Below are 21,231 nucleotides of genomic sequence, written 5' to 3' on the forward strand. Positions count from 1 at the left end.
GTTCACGGAAGTACGGGCGAGGCGCAAGAATGGCAGAGGGCAACGTCAAGGACGGCAAGAACGAGTTTCAGACCGACGCATTGATGGAACTGCCGACATCCCTGTTCGCCGGCCCCTTCGTCGCCATGATGGAAGGGCCGATGCGCGAGATGATCGCGCTGCAATCGGCCGCTGCCGAACAGATGCTCGATGCCTTCCTGCCCGCCAGCGAAAAGCCGGAAGGCGCAGCGCCTGCCAGCGATGCCGAACCGAATGAATGGTCAACGGTAATGAACGAGCTGGCCCAGATGTGGCAGCAATTCGCGACCGAGAACCCCGCCATCGCCGCAAGCGGCATTGCCGATCCTTCGCGCTGGCTGGACATGGCGGGCAAGTGGATCATGCAATTCCCGCTGGGCGGAGAGGAAACGGCGAATCGCGCCTTTGCCGATCTGCTGTCGCTTTGGGAAAGCGTGATGGCGCAGGTTCAGAGCGAAGGCATGAATATCGCTCAGGCCATGATGGGCGAAGCGACGACCGGAAGCAGCGAAGGCAAGGCATTGCCGCGTTCGGACCGCAGGTTCCGGGATCCGCAATGGAGCGACAACCCGGTCTTCGCCATGCTGCACCAGGCCTATCTGATGGCCGCCGACCAGCTTATCGCCGCCGCCGATCAGGTCGAGGGGCTGTCTCCCGACCGCAAGGCGCAGCTCAAATTCTTCACCCGCCTTTTGACCGAGGCGCTGAGCCCTGCCCATTTCCCGCTGACCAATCCGTTGGTGATCGAACGCACGCTGGAAACCCGCGGCGAAAACCTGCTGCGCGGGATGGAGCATTTCCTGAGCGACCTTAAGGCAGGCCAGCTCAGCCACACCGACAAGAGCGCGTTCGAGATCGGTGAGAACATCGCGTCGACGCCGGGCAAGGTCGTCTATGAATCGCCGCTGTTCCAGCTGATCCAGTACACGCCCACGACAGAAACCGTGGCGGAAATCCCGCTCATCATCTTCCCACCGTGGATCAACCGGTTCTACATCCTCGACCTCACCGCGAAGAAGAGCTTCGTCAAATGGTGTCTCGACCATGGCCTCTCGGTCTTCATGGTCAGCTGGAAATCGGCGGACGCCTCGATGGCGAATATCGGGTGGGAGGATTACGCCGCCTCCATGGTCGAGGCGATCGACACGGTGCGCAAGCGGCTGAAGGTCGATAAGGTCCACACCATCGGTTATTGCGTCGCGGGCACGACTTTGGCGGCAACGCTGGCCATGCTGGCGCGGCGCGGCGAAGAGGACAAGGTCGCCTCGGCCACCTTCTTCACCGCGCAGGTCGACTTCTCCGAAGCGGGCGAACTGAAAGCCTTTATCGACGAGCACCAGCTTGCCGCGGTGGAGAAGCTGGCCGCCGACGGATTCCTCGACGGGCGTTATCTCAATGTCGCGTTCAACCTGCTGCGTAGTCCCGACCTCCTGTGGAACTACGTGATCAACAATTACCTGCTGGGTGAGGACTACAAGGCCTTCGACCTTCTGTACTGGAACGGTCACGGCACCAATCTGCCGGCGCGCTTCCATTCCGAATATCTGCGCCAGCTTTATCAGGACAACCGGCTGGTCGTACCCGATGCGATCACGCTCAATGGCACGCCGATCGACCTGCGCCGGATCAAGACGCCGACCTTCATCCAGGCAGGCCGCGAAGATCACATCGCGCCGCCTGAAAGCGTGTGGAAGGCAACCCGCCATTTCGCCGGACCCATCGAATTCATGCTGGCGGGTTCGGGCCATATCGCCGGCGTGGTCAATCCGCCGGTCGCTGGCAAATACCAGTATTGGACACTCCCCGAAAACGATCACGCATTGCCCGACTCGCTGCCCGAATTCATCGGCAAGGCCGTCGAGAATCCCGGCAGCTGGTGGGGCTATTGGCGCGACTGGATTCGCCAGCTTGGGCCAGAAGAAGTGCCTGTAAAAGGCAAGCGCAAGCCCGGCGGACGCGGGGACAAGGTGATCGAGGACGCGCCGGGCCGGTATGTAAAAGGCTGAACCTTGGCGGGTTTGCGCCTGACCCCTGAATCACCTTTCGGAATTTATGCTGCACCTGCAGGGTCGATTTTTGTGCACTGCACAAAAATTCTTTGACTCTGCCAGTTCGAACGCCTATTTGTGCATTGCAACATCGCTGAAACAAGCGACGGCGATATGAGAGCAATGCAGTGCTGGTCGGAGGGGAAACCGGCCATCACGCGGGAGATCAACCCCCCGCAAATATGCAGAGGTGTTGGCTATGGCAGAAGACAAACAGGATAGCGAAGCGAAAGCCTATGAGGCTGCCGCCGGCAAGGCTGCCGATAACGCGGCCAAGTCGAAGGCCCCTCCGGTAAAGAAGGCTCCGGCCAAGAAGCCGGCAGCCAAAAAGGCACCGGCGAAGGCTGCGGCAAAGCCCGCGCCCGCTCCTGCCGCGAAGGCTCCGGAACCGAAAGTCGAAGAGACCAAGGCCGAAGTTCCCGCAGAAGCGCCCAAGGTAGAGGAAGTGGTCGAGAAGGTCGCCGACACGGTAACCCCCGAGCCCACTCCCAAGGCCGAGCTGGAAGCGACCACCGCGCCTGCCGCGGTAACCGAAACGCCCGCACCCAAGCCCGAGGCCAAGCCTGCACCCAAGCCCGCCGCCAAGAAGGTCGCGCCGAAAAAGCCGGCGCCCAAGAAGGTGGCCGCGAAGAAGCCCGCTCCGGCGGTTGCCAAGAAGGCTCCGGCCAAGGCGACGCCGAAGAAGGCCCCGGTGAAGAAGACGCCCGCAAAGGCGGCTCCCAAACCGAAGCCCGTTTCAAAGCCGAAGGAAAAGGCGCCGCTGGTCGCCGCCTCGGCAGCGAAGCCAGCACCAAAGCCGGCCGAAAATACCGTTCCGCCAGCAACAATTGTAAGTCTGTCCCAGGAGTTCGTAAAAATGACCGATGCCGAAAAAATGACCAAGTCGTTCCAGGATGCGATGACCGAGATGACCTCGAAGTCGCAGGAAGCCTACAAGAAGAGCACCGAAATGTTCTCGGAAGCTGGTGAGTTTGCCAAGGGCAACCTCGAAGCTTTCGTGGAATCGAGCAAGATCTTCGCGTCGGGCATCCAAGACATGGGCAAGTCGGCCGTTGCCGACAGCAAGGCCGAGTTCGAAGCCCTGACCGCAGAGGTCAAGGAAATGGCTTCGGTCAAGTCGCCGACCGAATTCTTCCAGCTGCAGAGCGCGATGCTCCGCAAGAACTTCGACAAGGCCGTCGCCATGTCGTCGAAGAACACCGAAGCGATGCTCAAGCTCGCAAACGACGCGGCCCAGCCGCTGTCGACCCGCGTGAGCCTCGCGATGGAAAAGGTGAAGGCGGCCTGAGCCAGCCTCATCTGGCGGAGACCTGGCTCTCCGCGGCCTGAACGGGCCGAGACAGCATTGGGGTCGGAAGGTACAAGCCTTCCGGCCCCTTCGCTTTTTCAAGGTGGCGGATCATCACTCCTTAACCGCCCTTGATGCAACACTCGTCGCCCTCGTGTGCATCCCCCTCTTGTATGGCTGGCCCGCGATACGATATTCTGCGTGACAATTATGACTGATCAGCCCGATTCCGACCTGACGCTCACCGCCCACGCCTTCGATTCCGAGGGCTGCGAAGTCGTATGCGCGCTGGCCGTGCCACGCATGGGGCCGGATGGCGATGATGACGGCGAAGGCGAGGACGGCGGCGGCACCGATGGCGCAGGCCAGGTCGGCATCGCCACTCGCACCCGTGCCAAGCCCAAGAAGCCGAGCCAGTTCAAGGTCCTGATGCTCAACGACGACTACACGCCGATGGAATTCGTCGTGCTCGTCCTCAAACGCTATTTCCGCATGGACATGGAACAGGCGACCCGCGTCATGCTCCATGTTCACCAGCGCGGCGTGGGTGTGTGTGGGGTGTTCCCGTATGAGATCGCGGAGACCAAGGTGAACCAGGTCATGGATTTCGCCCGCGCGAATCAGCACCCGCTGCAATGCACGCTGGAAAAGGACTGAGTTTTTCGTCCGCGCTTCGGCGCTTTCCCTGCGCATAAGCATAATCTTGCCGCGAGGGGCGTGACCTGACGCCCGCGCTCGACTATGGCGGGCGCAAATCCAAAGCAGCTCAGCAAGGGCCCTTGTTCAAGAACTTCATCACCGACGTCGACCGTTACGTGTTCCGCCTCGTGCTGATGCCGATGCTGGGAACGCTGGCGCTCGCCGCATCGCTGCTGATCCTCGACAAGATGCTGCGCCTATTCGAAGTGGTCGCGAACGAGGGTGGCCCCGTCAGTGTGATTTTCCAGATGCTGGCGAACCTGCTGCCGGAATATATGAGCCTTGCGATCCCGCTTGGCCTGATGCTGGGCATTCTCTTCGCTTTCCGGAAACTGGCGACCAGCTCCGAGCTGGACGTGATGCGCGCCGTTGGCCTTGGCTATGGGCGGCTGCTGCGCGTGCCCTATCTGATCACGCTGGCGCTGCTCGCCTTCAATTTCCTGCTGGTCTATTTCATCCAGCCGGTCAGCCGCTACGACTACCAGCGTCTCGCCTTTGAACTGCAGTCGGGCGCATTGGGCGCTTCGATCAAGGTGGGTGAGTTTACCACGCTCGAAGACCGCACCGCGCTCCGCATCGAGGAGTCGCGCGACAACGGGCGTGAGCTGGGGGGCATTTTCGCGCGCGTGACCAAGCCTGATGGCGACATGCTTTCGATCTCGGCGCGGCAGGGCAAGTTCATGGCGAACCGGGAAGAGCCGAACACCATCATCCTGCGGCTGACCGACGGCACGATCGTGCAGGACCAGCCGTCGATCCCGACCCCGCGCGTGCTTTCCTTTGCCAGCTATGACCTGCCGATCGACCTTCCGGAGATCGAGCGGTTCCGCACCCGCGGCGGGGCGGAACGCGAATATATCCTGCCCGAGCTTTTGCAGATGGGCTGGAACAAGGAAGTCAGTCAGGAAGTCCGCGATCAGTCGCGCGCCAGCTTCAACTTCCGCATGGTGGAGGTGTTGATGATGCTCCTCCTGCCATTGCTGTCGGTCGCGCTGGCGATCCCGCCGAAACGATCCAGTTCGACATTGGGCGTGTTCGTGTCGATCGTGATGGTCGTCGCCTATCACAAGGTGAACCAGTATGGCGAAGACGTGGCCGCGCTGGGTCTCGTCAGCCCGATCGTCTCGCTATGGCTGCCGTTCCTGCTGTTCGGCGCGTTGATCGTGTGGATGTACTGGCGCGTCGCCTATGTGCCCGGCGGGCAAGCGATCGGCTGGCTGGAAAAGGGCGCGGCGATCATCACCAAGAAGCTGATGGTGCTGTTCCGCCTGCTGCGCTTTACCGGCAGGCGCGAACTGGCCGCCCGTGCGCGCGCGTCAGAGGAAGCCGCGCGCGAACAGGCGCAGCCAGCCTCAAGGGGCCGCGCCCGGTCGGAGGCCGAGCAGCAGGCACGCGACCGGAAGGCGGAGAATTAAGGTGCGGCTTGATTTCTTCCCCTCCCGCCGGCTGACGATCTATCTCGCCAAGATGTTCGTGGTGCGCATCGCCGCGGTGCTCTTCATGCTGGTGCTCGTGCTGCAGATGCTCGACCTTCTCGGCGCGAGCGGCGACATTCTTGCCGTCGATGGCAATGGGCAGGGCGAGCTTTGGACCTATGTCTCGCTGCGCGCGCCGCAGCTGGTCGCGCGGTTCCTGCCCTATTCGGTGCTTTTGGCGACGATCATCACGCTGGCCACGCTCAATCAGAACTCGGAAGTGATTTCGATGAAGGCGGCCGGACTCTCGGCGCACCAGATCCTCGCCCCGCTGGTAGCAACGGCAGTGGTGGTGTCGGGCGTCAGCTTTGTTTTCAACGAACGCGTCGTGACCCGCGCCACGGCCACGCTATCGGCATGGGAAAAGGCCGAATGGGGCCCGGTGCCGACCGGCGGGCGCACGCGAACGAATATCTATCTGGTCGATGGCGATGCGATCCTGTCGGCCCGTTCGGCAGTGGGCAGCGGCACGTCCATGGTGCTGAGCGGGGTCACCTGGTATCGCCGCGATCCGCAGCTCATGCTGTCTGAACAATGGCGCGCCGATAGCGCGAGTTTTACCGGCGCGGGCTGGAAGCTGAAGGACCCGATCCGCTTCAACATCGCCACCGCCAAGCAGAGCGAACCGGGCGACACGGTGGTCGCCACCGGGATCACCCCACGCGAAATCGCGATCAGTTCCGTCGACGCTCAGTCCGAGGACATCGTCACATTGCGCGAATCCATCGCCGCGATGGATGCCGCCGGACGCCGCACCCAGGAAATCCGCGGCGAATGGTGGCACAAGATTTCCGGCCCGCTTTCCGCCACATTGATGCCGCTTCTGGGCGCGGTTGCCGCATTCGGGCTTGCCCGGTCGGGACAGCTGTTCGTGCGAGCAGTCATCGGCATGGCGCTGGGCTTTGCCTATTTCGTGGTCGACAATGCCGCCATCGCCATCGGCAATTTCGGCGGATATCCACCGTTTCTGGCCGCATGGGCGCCGTTTTTGCTGTTCCTGCTGATCGGCGAAACGGTGCTTTTGAAAACCGAGGAATAGGGTTTTTCGGAACCTCTTCCCGCTTCATTCGTCTTTGCCACAATCGTGCCACAATCTGGCGCCGCAATATTGATGGAGAGACTTCCCATGAAGAAGATCATTCTGCCCGCCCTCGCCACTGTCGCCCTTGCTGGTGTCGCAGCCTGCAGCGAGCCTGCCGAAACGACCGCCACCGATGAAACCGCGACCATGGATGCAGCCCCTGTCGTGACCGGCGATGTCACCGGCGAAGGCGCAACCGCCGAAGACGGCGCTTCGATGAGCATCGACAGCGACGGCATGAACGCCACCATGACCACTGACGATGGCACCACCGCCACCGTCGATGCCGATGGCGATCCGTCGATGAGCGTCGAAACCAACTGATCTGGCTTATCATCGCCATGAAAAAGGGCCGTCCGGGCAACCGGGCGGCCTTTTTCTTTGCGCTTGCAGGCGCTTGATTCGGATCAATGCGCCTCACTCACTTGCGGTTAAGGCGTTGCATCATAGATACGCCGTGCTTCCCAAACGCACCGGACCTGTCGCTGGCAATCTGGCCAGCCGCACGGGCCCTGTGTTAAGGGCAGCGCGTTTTCCGGGACAGTTGCAGGCCTATGCGCCTGCCGTCCGTAACAGATGCAGCAAGACAGATGGCCAACAGCAACCCCACCGCCGAAACCGGCAACGAAAAGCTCCCGTTCTGGAAGAGGTCGCATTACCTCGACCGCATGACGCTGAAGCAGCTGATCGTCGCCTATTTCCAGCATTACACCATCGTCGCCTATCTGGGGCTGACGGCGGCATGCGTGGTGGCCTTCGCGTTTTTCCCGACCACGCCGATCCGCGCGATTGCCTCGTTCGCGGCGGCGCTGATCGTCTATCCGCTGGTCTGGCACCTGCTGCACCAGTATGTCCTGCACGGTCAGTGGATGTACAAGATCAAGCCTCTGGCATCGACGTGGAAGCGTATCCATTACGATCACCACCAGGACCCGAACCATCTGGAAGTGCTGTTTGGCGCGCTCCACACCACCGTGCCGACGATCTTCCTTGCCACCGCGCCGGTCGGTTATCTGATCGGAGGCGTGGGCGGCATTTGCGCGGCCTTTGCCGGCGGCCTTCTCACCACCTGCTATTACGAATTCATGCACTGCATCCAGCACCTCGCGTTCAAGCCGCGCTGGAAGTGGGTGCAGCACATGAAGCAGCGCCACGTCGAGCATCACTATTTCGACGAGGACGGCAATTACGGCATCACGAACTATTTCTGGGACCGCGTGCTGGGCACCTATTACATCAAGAAGGACCGCCCCAAGCGTTCGCCCACGGTGTTCAACCTCGGCTATGACGAGGCGATTGCCGCGAAATGGCCCTATGTGAAGGACCTGTCGGGTGGCATCGCATCGGGCCATCCGCGCCGCCGGGTCAAGGGCAAGGAAGGCTTCGACCCCAATGCGTCGAAGAACACCATCGCCCAATAAGATCTGGCCTGATCCCAAACGTCCGGATAATGGAGGCGCCTGACACGCCTCCATTGCCAGACAGGACCGATACCCTTGTCCAACCTCACCATCGAGCCGGTTTCCGGCAAGGCAGGCCGCAAGGCTTTCGTCGACATCGGCTATGCGCTGAACAGGGACGATCCGAACTGGGTCCCTCCGCTGCGCGCCGAGGCGATGGAAGTCGTGGACCCGGCAAAGAACCCGTTCTTCGACCATGCTGAGGTGCAGCTTTTTATCGCCAGGCGCGATGGCAAGCCGGTCGGACGCATTTCCGCCCATTACGACAAGCTCGCACTCGACATGCCGGCCGAGCAGGGCTTTGGTCCCGGCACCGGCCAATGGGGCTTTCTTGACGCGGTGGACGAGGAAACGACCGCGGCGCTGATCGCGCGGGCGGAAGACTGGCTGCGCGAACATGGCATGACCCGCGTGCTCGCCCCGATTTCGCTGTCGATCTGGGAAGAGCCGGGCCTGCTCACCATGGGGCATGACCACCCGCCGATGGTGATGATGGGGCACCACGCGCCGCAATATCAAGGCTGGGTCGAGGCACAGGGCTATACCCCCGCCAAGACATTGCGCACCTATGACATCGACATTCGCGTCGAATATCCGCCGCTGATCCAGCGCATTATCAAGTCGGGCGAGAAAAACGCGAAGATCCGCATTCGCCCCGTCGATAAGAGCAAGTTCGACGAGGAGGCGGCGATCATCCTCGGCCTCCTCAACGATGCTTGGCGCGAAAATTGGGGCTTCGTGCCCCTGACCGACCGCGAGGTTGCGCATACTGGCAAGAAGCTGAAGCCGCTGGTGCGCGAAGATTTGATCATGATCGCAGAGTATGAGGGCGAGCCCGTCGCCTTCATGATGACGCTGCCCGATCTCAACCGCCCGCTCATGGAAATCGGCGGCAAGCTCTTTCCCTTCGGCTTCCTCAAGCTGCTAAAGTGGATCAGGAAGCCTTACCCCGCCGACATGCGCGTGCCGCTGATGGGGGTGAAGAAAGAGCTGCAGAGCAGCCGCCTTGCCAGCCAGCTTGCCTTTATGATGATCGAATATATCCGCCGTGCCGCGGTAAAGGACTATGGCGGTGTGCGCGGTGAGATCGGCTGGATCCTTGACGATAATCAGGGGATGAACGCCATTGCAGAGGCGATCAATGCGACGGTGAACAAGGAATACACCATCTACCAGAAGGCTCTCTGAGCCTCTCCACAGTTGCCGCACGGCCACAGCGCGACCGCCATCGCACATGGCCGGGAACCTGCGAGCATTTCGAGGCGTTCGAATTAACGGGTGCGCAGTATAATGGCGCATCGACAACCGACCTGCGCCAAGGATACCGCCCAGATGAGTTCAAGCACCGTGCAAAAGGATTCCGATTACCGGATCGGCACGGCGCTCGTCGTGGAGGATGATCCGATCCTGGCTCTTTCGCTGGAAGACATTCTGCTGGGCGGCGGCTCGCCGGAAGTCACCGTGTGCTCTTCCACCAAACAGGCCGTCGCCGCGCTTGAAAAAAAGCGCCCCGACGTGCTGGTGCTCGATGTGCATCTTGTCGACCGCGACGACGGCTGGGCCGTGGCAGAGCTGGTCAAGGAACTGGGCCCGCAACCGCCGCGCATCGTATTCAGCACCGGCAATCCGCAGGCGATCCCCGCCGGCATCAAGGAAATGGGCAAGGTCCTCGCCAAGCCCTATGCGCCCGAGGCGCTTTTGGAAGCGGTGCGCGACACCCGCCGCACCGGCCTGTTCCAGCGCATTAGGGGCGCAATCTCCCACCATTGATCCTTTCGGAAGACGCGTCTGCGTCCACGCATGAATTGCGTGTGTTCCTGCGAGGCTGAGGGCGACGCGCTCGGCTTGATACGGCCTGACGCAAAAACCAACGTAAAAGGCCACCACCCCCTCTTCGTGGGATGATGGCCTTTCGGGATCGTATCACCAGCCGCTTGGACGGGAGGGGGGGTCTCGGCGGTGACAAGGGTATAATGATCGCCTCGACCTGCGGTTCCTCGCGCTTGCAGAAAAATTTGCGGTCTATGCTATTTTTTTCGCAACCACCTGTTTTCAAAAGTTTATTTTTTACAGAAAAGGCCGCTTCACGAACAGATTGGGATCATAGCGGACGTAATTCGCCACCGCGTCGGGATCTGGCAGCACGATTTCTGTCAGCGACCAGTGGACCAGCCCTTCCTTGCGCAGGGTCTGGATCGAACGATTGGTGTGCACCAGCGACAATCCCAGCATGTCGGCGATCTGACCCTGCGTTACGGTCATCTCAAGCCGGTGGTCGTCGCCGGCAAGGCAGGTCGCCTCGGCCCGCTTGATCAGGAACAGGGCCAGATAGGCGATACGTTCGCGCGCATTCCTTTGCCCCAGCGCGACGAGATGCTCTTCCAGCGCCGCCTCTTCCTTGGCGGCGAGCCAGATGATGTCATAGCCCAGATGCGGATTGGCGCCGACGAAATCGAGAAAGCCGTCACGCGGAAAGCAGCACAGCCGAGCCGGGGTCAGCGCCTCGACTCCGTGTGTCATCGGCTCATCCAGCATCGACTGCAGGCCGATGAGGTCGCCGGGAAACAGGAAATTGATGATCTGCCGCCGCCCGTCATCCAGCAGGCGGAAACGGATCAACACACCCGATAGCACCGAATAGATCTGCGGACTGCGCGCGCCTTGGATAATGGCCTGGCCGCCTTTATCCAGCGCGATCTCGCCCTGCTTGAATTTCTGGGTTTCGACCAGCCTTTCCTGACTGGCGTCGATCAGACCCGGACACGCGAGCAGGGGACAGCTGGTGCAGGCGACACTCGCCTGAGAACTTTTCATCCGGAGTTTCTCATGCATTCGGCCCATTTCAGGGCATCAAGTTTGCAGCCGACCCGCTCGGCACAATTTCTGCGTTATGCATATTGCGCTTGCAGCAATAAGCAACAACATTAGGATCACATCACCGCCATGTCGGGCCGTGGCCGGAATGGCCTATATCCGCGGGAACCTTCTCGCGACGCGCGCGTTGAAGCCGACATTGCACTTAAGGGAAGGGTATTCATGTCTCTTGGGGCCAAAGTTGCCGCCAATCTTCCATATCTGCGCCGGTACGCCCGCGCATTGTCCGGATCCCAGAGCACGGGTGACGCATTCGTGCGCGCCACGCTCGAAGCGGTCCTCGCCGATCCGGAACTAAAGGAGAGCCTTGCCGAAGGCGGCCGTGTGCCGCTGTATCGCGCGTTCAACAAGCTGTGGGCCAGCGCCTATCTGCAGGTCGCTGCCGACGAAGATTTCGTCGGTGACCATGAGACCGCTGCGCAGGAGCGGCTTGCCGTCATCACGCCGCTCAACCGCCAGGCGCTGCTGCTGACCACGCTGGAGGATTTCTCGATCCAGCAGGCGGCAGAGATCATGGACCTGACCGAGAACGAGGTCGAAGGCCTTGTTCAGGAGGCGGTGAGCGAGATTGATCGCGAATCCGCGACCAATGTCCTCATCATCGAGGACGAGCCGCTGATCTCGATGCAGCTCGAAGATCTCGTGCGTTCGCTGGGCCATGACATCTGCGGCACCGCCGCCACGCGCACGCAGGCGCAGGATGTCATCGCCGACCAGATGCCGGGCCTCGTGCTCGCAGATATCCAGCTTGCAGACGGCTCCTCGGGCCTCGACGCGGTGGATGATATTCTCGCGCTCGATTCGGTGCCGGTGATCTTCATCACCGCCTATCCCGAACGCCTGCTGACGGGCGACCGCCCCGAGCCGACCTATCTGGTCACCAAGCCGTTTCAGGAAAGCACCGTTCGTGCCGCGATCAGCCAGGCGCTGTTCTTCGGATCAAGCAGCCCGCTGCCATAAGGCATTAAAGACAGTTCATGCGGAAGCGCTCGGCACCTTCGGGTTCCGGGCGCTTTTTGCATGCTGCGCCGCGTGCGCCTTAGCCGCGCGGCGGGCGCTGGCGACGCGTTCGTTGCGTTCGCTTTGCGCCTTGTTGTGGTGCCTCACCACCTTACGGCACAAATCGACGAACGCGGCCTCGTCCAGCGCGCTCTTGGCGAAATTCACCGTGGCCGAGCAGATCCGGTAATCGAGCTTTCCAGTCCCATTGTAATGATCGACGCTGGGCCATGTACCGCGCGTGCGATGCTTGCGGCGGCCGGGTCCGGCGGGGCGCTGGTGGTTGATGCGATACCATTTGACCTGCTTACCTGTATATTCATCAAGCCCTTTTGACCGCCGGACCGCCCGGTGGAGCGCCATGACATAGTCCGCCAATGGCGGAGCCGCCTGCCCCGAACTCTTGTCGCGCAGCCTCAGGCTTTTCGCCTGCTCGAGCAGCCAATCATGATACTTGTCGCAGCGAACGCTTTGGATGCGCAACTCGTCCGGCACGTGATGGGGATTACCGCAATCGGGCGGACATTTTCGGGCAGGTGCGACCATCCGCAGATCGTGCACGATGGCGGTTTGCGTTCGGTTAAAGCCGTGGCGATGCGGTCCGAAAGATCAGCCCTTCCCGTCGATCCGCTGCTGCATGCGCTTGGCGCGTATCATGAACTCGCTGGGTTTGCGTACCGGGATCAGCATGGTGCAGCGTACGCCAGATGTTTCGAACATCAGCTCGACCGGGTTGCGCAATTCATGCGCGACGATCTTTTCGATCAGTTCGGTCCCGAAACCGCGCGGGCGCTTTTCGGGGACAGGCGGGCCGCCGCTTTCGCGCCAGCGCACGCGCACCAGCTCTTCGGAGACGAGATCCCAATTGACCTCGACTTTGCCGTCGGCCGTGGAAAGCGCGCCATATTTGGCGGCATTGGTCGCCAGTTCGTGAACCGCAAGACCCAGCGAAAGCGCGTCATTCGGGGCCAGTTCCACATGCGGACCATCCATTTCGACCAGCGCATCGCGTGCCTGCGCATAGGGCGCCATCTCGACCTCGATCACGGACCGGACCGGGGTCGTGCCCCATTCGGACTGGGTTAGCAGGTCATGCGTCGCCGACAGCGCGCGGATACGGCCGTCGAGGGAATCGGCGAAACTGTCGATGTCGGTCGCCCTGCGGCGCGTGAGCGAGACGATCGACAGCACATTGGCCAGCGTATTCTTGACGCGGTGATTAAGCTCACGCGTCAGCGAGTTGCGGATCGCCGCCTGCTCTTCCAGCAGGGAAATGATTTCGCGCGCCTCCACCGCCTGGCGCGTCAGCAGCCATGCGATGGCCAGCGCCAGCGTCGAGCAGGTGAAACCCGCGATCAGCGTGATCAGCGAAATCTGGCTGAGGGCCGAGGGGCGCAGCGAATGCAGCACCACGATCCAGTGGCGATTGGCGATATTGACCTGCTGGCGCACGACCTCGCCGCCCGGCTCGCCGACGGCGCGTTCCGCCATCAGCCGTTCGGGTGCGACTTCCTCGTCATAGACGCGCATCTGGACAGTGCGGTTTTCCATGCCCTGAAGCGCGGAATCGACGAAATCCTGTGCGTTGAAGGGGCTATAGACATAGCCTTTCAGGTCCCGTCCGCCGTTTTGTCCCGGCCTTGCGCGAAAGACTGGCATGTAGACGAGGAAGCCTGCTGCGTTCTCCCCGCCTTCCTGTACCAGTACGACCTTGCCCGATGCGGTGGGGCGGGCGGTTTCCTCCGCTTCGCGCATGGCTTCGCCGCGGACGGGTTCGGAATACATGTTGAAGCCGATGGCACGGCGATTGCGCTCGGTCAGCGGCTGGAGATTGGTGACCGGGACCGCATAGGCCTGGTCGGAACGCGGCATGGGATGAATGCGAAAATCCTCCACCCCGCTTTCGCGCATGGCCTGCTGGAACGCCGGGATGTCGGTCGTATTGACTCGCGCGGCCCAACCGATCCCCTCTGCCCCGCGGAAATTCGCATCGAGCCGCAATTGCCCGATAAAAGTCTGGAAGAGCGGTGCAGGCACGCTTTCCTGGCTGGCGAACAAGGCCGCACCCGATCTGAGATAGGCGGCATTCGAATTGGCCCTGCGCTCCAACGCGGAACTGACCTCGACCGCAAGCTGTTCGATATCGGCGCGGCGCGCATCGCTTTCTGCCCGCTCGATCGCATAGACGCCCAGCAATGTGAGGCCCGTGATGAGAAGGAAGATCGCCAGCGGCAAGGCGCGTGGAAAGCGTGAGAACCAGCGCAAGACGCCGCCCATGCGGCGTTCCGCCCGGCTCTGGCTCGATGCCCTGCTACCGCCCGGTTGCGACGACGTGCCGCTACTGTAATCCCCGTCGGCGATCTGGTAGGCCCCTCTTGCAATACTTCGCCGCCGCATCTGCCCGGACTGCCGACGCCATTGCCGGAAAAGCCTCGCGGACCGGATGATCCTCGTGAACAGGCGCGAAAATGAAACTCCTGTGTCGGCGGGAACCATCGTGGGGGCGGAACGTTCCCGAAATTGAGCCGGATAGTGGATCGAGGGGTCCGGCAATCCAATCGACGCCCCCGGCCCCTGCTGCAAAGCGGGTTTCGCATGCCATTTGCGAGACCCCGGCAGGAAGTAATTCGGAGCTGTAGCCGGCGAGATGACAGGCAAGGGTAACGTGAAGAAAGATCAATCAGACGAACCGAAAAACGGTGACCGTCGCCCCGTGGGCAAGGACGGCCCGGGTCAGCGCCCCGAATGGGCGGTGGGCCTGCGCCAGCTTTACGATTCGGTGGTGGAAGAGCCGCTCCCCGACAGTTTCGGCGACCTGCTGAAAAAGCTCGACGGCGAGGATAGCTGATGACCGCTCGCACCGAGACCGCAGGCAGCGGTACCGCGAATGGGGCAAACGGCGAAGCGGTGGAAATGGATGAAGCCACCCGCGCAAGGGAATTCAAACGAGAGCTGACCGAGGTTATTCCGCATCTGCGCGCATTCGCGCGCGGTCTTTGCGGACGGCCGGACCTGGCCGATGATCTGGTGCAGGAAGCATTGATGAAGGCATGGGCCGCGCAAGAGCGTTTCCAGCCCGGCACGTCGATGCGCGCATGGACCTTCGTGATTCTCAGGAATGCCTATCTCACCGATATGCGCCGCAATCGTTTCCGTGCCGATTATGACGAGACGGTGGCAGAACGCGTGCTGACCGCGCCTGCGGGACAGGAAAGCCCGCTGCACCTGTCGGACATGCATCGTGCGCTGCTGACGCTCCCGCCCGAACGGCGCGAGGCGCTGTTGCTGGTGGGTGCCGGCGGCTTTTCTTACGAAGAGGCAGCCGAGATCTGCGGATGCGCCGTCGGCACGATCAAGAGCCGCGTGGGCCGCGCCCGCGCCGCGCTGAATTCGATGCTCGACGAAGGCTCGATCCCGCAACGCTCGACAGATGACGCGGTGGCGCATAACGCCATCATGGGTGAGCTCGATTCGATGGCCGAGCCCCAGTCGAACCCGGGCGGTTAAGGCACCAAGGCCTGACCGAACCCACCATAGCGGACCGGAGGGGGTGCCGCGCCGATGAACGAAGCGAGTAACCCTCCCCCGGCCCCGGCCCCCGGCCCCACAGGCGCCGACCCGATTGTGGTGGACCGCAATCATGGCAACGCGAAGGAGCCGGGCGACCAGCCCGACGATACGCATCGCACCACCATCTGGGTGAGCCGCGATCTCAACCGTCTGGCATCGGCATTGCTGCTGGTGCTGGGGCTGGGGCTGTTCCTCGCCCTGCCCTTCGTGCTGTCGATCGGGGCGGTGGTGTTCCTGCCGCTGGTCACCGCGCTGGTGCTGACCATCATCCTGTCGCCGCTGGCCGATACGATGACGCGGCTGGGCGTTTCCAATCTCATCGCGTCCTTCATGGCGGTGGTGGTGTTCATCGGGGTGGTCCTGCTGGCCTTGGCGACGATATTGTCGCCTGCCATCGACCTGTTCGACCGGGTGCCGCAGCTTGTCGCCTCCATCGACGACACCTTCACCCAGTTTCGCGGGCAGCTCGACTGGATCAACGACCTCAATCAGCGGCTGGGCCAGCTGGCCGGACGCGGATCGACGAACGAGGTGGTGATCGCCTCCCCCTCGATGATCGAGCGACTGGCGCTGGCAACGCCGACGCTGGTCCTTGAAACGCTGCTGACGCTGCTGATGGCGTTCTTCATGATAGAGGCGCGCGTGCGCCTGCGCCGGCGCCTGCTGCTGGAACGCGCCGAATTCGACGCTTCGCTGCGCGCCGCGCGCGCGATCCGCGACGTGCAGGACCGGGTGGCGAGCTATATTCTGACCGTCGGCCTTATCAACGCGGGCGTGGGCGTTATCGCGGGGCTGGGCGCATGGGCGCTGGGCCTTGATGCGCCGGTGATGTGGGGCGGTCTGGCCGCGCTTTTGAACTTCCTGCCCTATCTGGGGCCGCTGGTGATGACGGGCATCTTGCTGCTGGTCGGTCTGGGCACGGCGGACACGATCTTTCTCGGCCTGATCCCCGCGGCTTGCTATCTGGGTCTGCACGCGGTGGAGGCCAATGCCGTCACGCCCGCAATCCTGGGCAAGCGCTTTACCGTGAACCCGGTGCTGATCCTGATCGCGATCAGCTATTTCACATGGATCTGGGGCGTATTGGGCGCGCTGCTGTCGGTGCCGATCCTGATCACGCTGATCGCGGTGTTCCAGCATCTGGGCCATCCGAACATCGTCGGCTTCCTGTTCGGGGAATCGCTGTTCCTGCCGCCGGAGGAGGAAGATCCGGAATAAGAAATTCCAAAGCCAGACACAAAAAAGGCCGGGCGCGATGCCCGGCCTTTTCGTATCTGGCTTTGGAAACCGTCGATCAGGCCGACGGATAGCTCCAGATCGTGCCGCGGGCATAGTTCTCTGCCGCGAAATCCCAGTTGATGAGGCCGGTGGTGACCGCCTTCAGATAGTCGGGACGCACGTTCTTGTGGTCGAGGTAATAGGCGTGCTCCCAAACGTCGAGCGTGAGGAGCGGGTTCTTGCCGCCGATGGCGAGCGTGCCGGCATCATGCGTCTCTTCGACCGAGAGCTTGCCGTCGGCATCGGCTGCCAGCCACACCCAGCCGCTGGCGAAGTGGCCTGCGCCTGCGGTCTGCAGCTTTTCGACGAGCGCGTCCACGGAACCGAAAGCGGCGTCGATGGCAGCAGCCAGCTCACCCGAAGGAGCCGCGCTCGAAGGCGACATCGAGTTCCAGTAGAAAGCGTGGTTCCAGCTCTGCGCCGAATTGTTGAACAGGCCTGCGTTACCGGCGCTGTCAGCTTCGGCGATGATCGTTTCAAGCGATGCATCGGCGAGATCGGTGCCCTCTACGGCAGCATTGGTCTTGTCGACATAGGCCTTGTGATGCTTGCCGTGGTGCGTCTGCAGCGTGGTGGCCGAGATGGCCGGGGCCAGCGCGTCATCGGCATAGGGAAGGTCGGGGAAGGCGATCGCCATTGTAAATCTCCTGTTTGTCTCGCGTGGTGCGACTTGGGGCTCATTAACCCAACCGACAAGGGGCCGATTGGGTTGCAGATGCGGAAAATTCCGATTCTTTGCGCTTAATCTGCGGAATCCGGCGTTGCGGTGACGGTATGGCGGTCCACCGCGCCCGTAACCGCGACATTCATCGTGACATTGCCGACCGTGCGCATGATGTCGGGCAGCATCTCCACCGCGACCAGCACGGCCAGCGGCGCGACCGGCACGCCCATGGCGATGGCGATGGGGCCGATGGAGGCGACAAAGCTGATCGAACCGGGCAGCGAGGGCGCGCCCAGCGTGGTGAGCGAAGCGACGACGACGCCCGCCACCAATGTCCCCGCCGTGACCGGAATGCCGAGGAGGTAGGCGACATAGATCGCCACGGCGAGGTTCATGGCGGGGCTGGTCGCGCGAAACACGGTGACCGCCATGGGCAGCACGAAATCGGCTGTATCGTCATCGACACCCAGCCGCTTCGCACCCGCCAGCATCGGCGGCAGGCTGGCGAGCGAGCTTTGCGTCGACAATGCCACCGCCTGCGCGGGCAGCACGGCGCGGGCGAATGCGGCGAGCCCCGCCTTTACCCGCACCGCCGCCAGCACATACGCGGACAGGAAAATCACGAAGCCGATCGAGGATACGGCCAGGATGTAATGCCCCAATGTCGCCACGGCAGCGATGCCAGCGCCCGCTCCCAGCGCCGCACCCAGCGCGAACACGCCGATCGGCGCGACCTTGAGCACCCAGCCGATCATCACCAGCATGGCATTGGCGACAGAGGCGAAAAAGAGAGCGATCATCTCGCGCTGCGGCTGGTTCAGCTTCATCGCCGCCAGCGCCAGGGCGGCGGCGAACAGCACGATGGGGACCATCGCGGTTTCGGACGCAGCGGCAAAGATATTGGTCGGAATGAAACCTGTGATGAAATCGCCCAGCGCAGGGATCGCGCCCGCATCGGCATCCAGCGCGAAACCGGCGGCCGTTCCCTCCGGCACCGGAAAGGCGGTGAGGATCGCGGGCATCAACAAAGCGGCCAGCACCGCCCCGGAGACGAGGATCGCGGCGAAGCTGCCAAGCGTAAGCAATGCCATGCGCCCTGCCCGCGCGGCGCGCGCCATGTGCATCATGCCGGTCACCACCAGCGATGCAACCAGCGGCACGATGGTGATCTGCAGCGCATGGAGCCAGAGCGTACCAACAGGGCCAAGGAAAGTGCTGACGAACGCCTCTCCCCCCGTGCCGCGCAGCGCGATACCCAGCGCGATCCCGGCCAGGAGCCCGCCCAATGTCGCCCATGTCGGCATGCGAATTTCGGGAGCATCGAGGGTGGCGGCGCTTGCGCCTGTTTCCACCGGACGGTCCTGGTCTGCGGTGTCTCGAATCGCGCTGCCCCTTTCCTGTATCGCGGTGAGGTGACATGGAGGAGCAGAGACTCTCGCGCAACCGCGCGCACACCCGCACCAGCGACTTAGGGCGAAGGACACAGGGCTTGGGACGCAAATATTTCGGCACCGACGGCATTCGCGGTCGCACCAATCAGGGCAACATGACCGCATCCATGGCGATGAAGGTCGGGCAGGCCGCGGGCACCTATTTCCTGCGCGGCGACCACAAGCACCGCGTCGTGATCGGCAAGGATACGCGCCTGTCGGGATACATGATGGAAAGCGCGATGGTGGCTGGCTTCACCAGCGTGGGGATGGACGTCGTGCTATTGGGCCCGATGCCAACGCCTGCGGTCGCGCTGCTGGCACGGTCGATGCGGGCGGATCTGGGCGTGATGATCTCGGCCAGCCACAATCCGTTCGAGGACAATGGCATCAAGCTGTTCGGTCCCGACGGGTTCAAGCTGTCGGACGAGGACGAGATGGCGGTCGAGGTCATGCTGGACCAGGAACAGCTGCTGGTCCCGTCGAAGGATATCGGGCGCGCCCGCCGCATCGATGACGCGCGCGGCCGCTATATCCACGCGGTCAAGAATTCGCTGGCCAATGAAACGCGCCTCGATGGCCTCAAGATCGTCGTCGATTGCGCCAATGGCGCGGCCTATGACGTGACGCCGCCTGCGCTGTGGGAACTGGGCGCAGAGGTTATCGCCATGGGGGTCGAGCCCAATGGGCTCAACATCAACGACGGCGTGGGATCGACCGACACCAAGGCGCTGCAGGAGCGCGTGGTGGCGGAAGGCGCGGATATCGGCATCGCATTGGACGGCGATGCCGACCGTCTGATCGTCGTCGACGAAAAGGGCCGAACCGTCGATGGCGACCAGATCATGGCGCTGATCGGGCGCGACTGGAACCGCGCGGGCCGCCTGACCGGCGGCGGCGTGGTCGCGACGGTGATGAGCAATCTTGGCCTTGAACGCTTCCTGGAAGGCGAGGGCCTCACCCTTGTCCGCACCGCGGTTGGCGACCGCTATGTGCTGGAGGCGATGCGGAGCGGCGGATATAACGTGGGCGGCGAACAGTCGGGGCACATGATCCTGCTCGACCATGCGACCACCGGCGATGGCACGGTGGCGGCGCTGCAGGTGCTTTCCGCGCTGATCCAGTCCGGCAAGCGCGCGAGCGAGGTCCTGCACCTGTTCGATCCCGTGCCGCAGCTTTTGAAGAACGTGCGCTTTTCCGGCAATCCGCTGGAAAACCCGGCGGTAAAGGACGTGATCGCGCAGGCCGAAGGGCAGCTTGCGGGCAAAGGCCGCATCGTCATCCGCAAATCGGGCACCGAACCCGTCATCCGCGTCATGGCCGAGGGCGATGACGAGGGCGAAGTGCAGCAGGTCGTCGATGCGATCTGCGATGCCGTGGTGGGTGCATAATGCTGGAAATGCGCGTCGCCTGCGAACGCTGCGGCACCGAAACGCCGGCAGAAGCGCATGGCGCCTTCATCTGCAGCTTCGAATGCACCTTTTGCGCCCCCTGCGCCGAGGCGCTGGACGACACCTGCCCCAATTGCGGCGGTGAGCTTGTCGACCGCCCGACGCGCAGTGTCGCGGTGCAGGAACGGTTGGCGAGGAAAAAGTGACCCCGCCGCGCATCCTCATCATCGCAGGTTCGGATTCCAGCGGCGGCGCGGGGATCCAGGCCGACATCAAGACCGTCACCATGCTGGGCGGCCATGCGATGACCGCGATCACCGCGATCACCGCGCAAAATACGCTGGGCGTTCAGGGCGTGCAGGCGCTGCCTGCCGAGATGGTGGTCGCGCAGGCGCAAAGCTGCATTGACGACATCGGCGTCGACGCGGTGAAGATCGGCATGCTGGGTTCGCCCGAAATCAGCGCGGCGGTGGCGGATCTGCTGGAGCGCGTCGATGCGCCCATCGTGTTCGACCCGGTCATGGTCGCGACCAGCGGATCGGTGCTGGCGGATGATGCGACCATCGCCGGTTTCGAACGGCTGATGGGCATGGCAACGCTGACCACGCCCAATGTCCCGGAATTGGAGGCACTGGGCGGCGCAGAGGCCTTGGCCTCGAAAGGCGTGAGCTTCCTCGCCAAAGGCGGCGATGCCAGCGGGCCGGTGCTGACCGACACGCTCTACGGCCCCGGCCACGCCCCGCTGTCATGGCAGTCGGACAGGATCGAAACGCGCCACACACATGGCACCGGGTGCACAATGGCCAGCGCCATTGCTACCGGGTTGGGTGCAGGGCTGAACCTTGTCGACGCCATCGAACAGGCGCGCCATTTCGTGCGCGCGGCGATTCTTGCCGCACCTGGCTTTGGCGCCGGAAACGGCCCGCTTGGTCAGCAGGCCGTCCGGCTCTAGCGCC

21 protein-coding genes are annotated in these 21,231 nt (G+C 62.7%); 16 read left to right on the forward strand and 5 right to left on the reverse strand.

The window, feature by feature from the left end:
- Positions 1–182: 182 nt before the first annotated feature.
- From A9D13_RS09880 to A9D13_RS09920, 9 genes are all read left to right on the forward strand, one after another.
- Positions 183–2,024, forward strand: coding sequence for a PHA/PHB synthase family protein (locus A9D13_RS09880; protein WP_172808161.1), 1,842 nt, complete (start codon positions 183–185; stop codon positions 2,022–2,024).
- 487 nt (positions 2,025–2,511) lie between these two features.
- Entirely contained in the window at positions 2,512–3,354 is an 843-nt protein-coding gene (locus tag A9D13_RS09885; RefSeq protein WP_066773973.1) for a phasin family protein, read from the forward strand.
- Positions 3,355–3,657: 303 nt separating this feature from the next.
- Positions 3,658–4,011 (forward strand): ATP-dependent Clp protease adapter ClpS, encoded by a 354-nt coding sequence (gene clpS, locus A9D13_RS09890; protein WP_066773975.1) that lies wholly within the window; start codon positions 3,658–3,660, stop codon positions 4,009–4,011.
- Positions 4,012–4,187: 176 nt separating this feature from the next.
- Positions 4,188–5,468, forward strand: a complete 1,281-nt coding sequence (locus tag A9D13_RS09895; RefSeq protein ID WP_082922343.1) for an LptF/LptG family permease — start codon at positions 4,188–4,190, stop codon at positions 5,466–5,468.
- Between the two features lies 1 nt (position 5,469).
- Complete coding sequence (gene lptG, locus A9D13_RS09900) at positions 5,470–6,567, forward strand: LPS export ABC transporter permease LptG (protein WP_066772934.1); 1,098 nt, start codon at positions 5,470–5,472, stop codon at positions 6,565–6,567.
- An 87-nt stretch (positions 6,568–6,654) separates the two neighbouring features.
- Entirely contained in the window at positions 6,655–6,933 is a 279-nt protein-coding gene (locus A9D13_RS09905; protein ID WP_066772936.1) for a hypothetical protein, read from the forward strand.
- A gap of 266 nt (positions 6,934–7,199) precedes the next feature.
- Positions 7,200–8,030 (forward strand): sterol desaturase family protein, encoded by an 831-nt coding sequence (locus A9D13_RS09910; protein WP_066772938.1) that lies wholly within the window; start codon positions 7,200–7,202, stop codon positions 8,028–8,030.
- A gap of 75 nt (positions 8,031–8,105) precedes the next feature.
- A complete protein-coding gene (locus A9D13_RS09915; protein WP_066772940.1) occupies positions 8,106–9,257 on the forward strand; it encodes a GNAT family N-acetyltransferase in 1,152 nt (383 codons plus the stop codon).
- Between the two features lie 144 nt (positions 9,258–9,401).
- Complete coding sequence (locus tag A9D13_RS09920) at positions 9,402–9,839, forward strand: response regulator (protein WP_066773976.1); 438 nt, start codon at positions 9,402–9,404, stop codon at positions 9,837–9,839.
- Between the two features lie 297 nt (positions 9,840–10,136).
- Here A9D13_RS09920 and A9D13_RS09925 read toward each other — a convergent pair whose 3' ends face one another.
- Positions 10,137–10,883 (reverse strand): Crp/Fnr family transcriptional regulator, encoded by a 747-nt coding sequence (locus tag A9D13_RS09925; RefSeq protein WP_172808142.1) that lies wholly within the window; start codon positions 10,881–10,883, stop codon positions 10,137–10,139.
- A 222-nt stretch (positions 10,884–11,105) separates the two neighbouring features.
- Here A9D13_RS09925 and A9D13_RS09930 point away from each other — a divergent pair, with 222 nt between their 5' ends.
- Positions 11,106–11,903: a response regulator gene (locus A9D13_RS09930; RefSeq protein WP_066773978.1), complete on the forward strand. Its 798-nt coding sequence runs from the start codon at positions 11,106–11,108 to the stop codon at positions 11,901–11,903.
- A 15-nt stretch (positions 11,904–11,918) separates the two neighbouring features.
- On the opposite strand, the gene A9D13_RS09935 is transcribed toward A9D13_RS09930, so the two are convergent.
- Together A9D13_RS09935 and A9D13_RS09940 are read right to left on the reverse strand one after the other, a co-directional pair.
- The gene (locus A9D13_RS09935) at positions 11,919–12,488 is read right to left on the reverse strand and encodes a hypothetical protein (RefSeq protein WP_156521991.1); all 570 of its coding nucleotides are present in this window, start codon (positions 12,486–12,488) and stop codon (positions 11,919–11,921) included.
- Positions 12,489–12,551: 63 nt separating this feature from the next.
- A complete protein-coding gene (locus tag A9D13_RS09940; RefSeq protein WP_066772946.1) occupies positions 12,552–14,219 on the reverse strand; it encodes a CHASE domain-containing protein in 1,668 nt (555 codons plus the stop codon).
- 388 nt (positions 14,220–14,607) lie between these two features.
- On the opposite strand from A9D13_RS09940, the gene A9D13_RS09945 reads away from it, so the two are divergent.
- The 3 genes from A9D13_RS09945 (at position 14,608) to A9D13_RS09955 (ending at position 16,730) form a co-directional block, all read left to right on the forward strand.
- Positions 14,608–14,790, forward strand: coding sequence for a NepR family anti-sigma factor (locus A9D13_RS09945; RefSeq protein WP_156521992.1), 183 nt, complete (start codon positions 14,608–14,610; stop codon positions 14,788–14,790).
- Between the two features lie 65 nt (positions 14,791–14,855).
- Complete coding sequence (locus tag A9D13_RS09950; protein ID WP_066773981.1) at positions 14,856–15,449, forward strand: sigma-70 family RNA polymerase sigma factor; 594 nt, start codon at positions 14,856–14,858, stop codon at positions 15,447–15,449.
- Between the two features lie 54 nt (positions 15,450–15,503).
- Complete coding sequence (locus A9D13_RS09955; RefSeq protein WP_082922261.1) at positions 15,504–16,730, forward strand: AI-2E family transporter; 1,227 nt, start codon at positions 15,504–15,506, stop codon at positions 16,728–16,730.
- 76 nt (positions 16,731–16,806) lie between these two features.
- Here A9D13_RS09955 and A9D13_RS09960 read toward each other — a convergent pair whose 3' ends face one another.
- Together A9D13_RS09960 and A9D13_RS09965 are read right to left on the reverse strand one after the other, a co-directional pair.
- Entirely contained in the window at positions 16,807–17,427 is a 621-nt protein-coding gene (locus A9D13_RS09960; RefSeq protein WP_066772948.1) for a superoxide dismutase, read from the reverse strand.
- A gap of 104 nt (positions 17,428–17,531) precedes the next feature.
- Positions 17,532–18,806 (reverse strand): dicarboxylate/amino acid:cation symporter, encoded by a 1,275-nt coding sequence (locus tag A9D13_RS09965; protein ID WP_229665226.1) that lies wholly within the window; start codon positions 18,804–18,806, stop codon positions 17,532–17,534.
- A 137-nt stretch (positions 18,807–18,943) separates the two neighbouring features.
- On the opposite strand from A9D13_RS09965, the gene glmM reads away from it, so the two are divergent.
- From glmM to thiD, 3 genes are read left to right on the forward strand one after another with little or no spacing between them, the layout of a single operon-like run.
- The gene (gene glmM, locus A9D13_RS09970) at positions 18,944–20,275 is read left to right on the forward strand and encodes a phosphoglucosamine mutase (protein ID WP_066772950.1); all 1,332 of its coding nucleotides are present in this window, start codon (positions 18,944–18,946) and stop codon (positions 20,273–20,275) included.
- Positions 20,275–20,481, forward strand: a complete 207-nt coding sequence (locus A9D13_RS09975) for a DUF1272 domain-containing protein (RefSeq protein WP_066772952.1) — start codon at positions 20,275–20,277, stop codon at positions 20,479–20,481. Before glmM ends, A9D13_RS09975 begins: the two co-directional genes overlap by 1 nt.
- Positions 20,478–21,227 (forward strand): bifunctional hydroxymethylpyrimidine kinase/phosphomethylpyrimidine kinase, encoded by a 750-nt coding sequence (gene thiD, locus A9D13_RS09980; protein ID WP_066772954.1) that lies wholly within the window; start codon positions 20,478–20,480, stop codon positions 21,225–21,227. The genes A9D13_RS09975 and thiD overlap by 4 nt, the downstream gene beginning before the upstream one ends.
- The last annotated feature ends 4 nt before the right edge of the window (positions 21,228–21,231 follow it).

This window comes from Croceicoccus mobilis (genome assembly GCF_001661965.1).
GTDB classification, from domain to species: Bacteria; Pseudomonadota; Alphaproteobacteria; order Sphingomonadales; family Sphingomonadaceae; genus Croceicoccus; species Croceicoccus mobilis.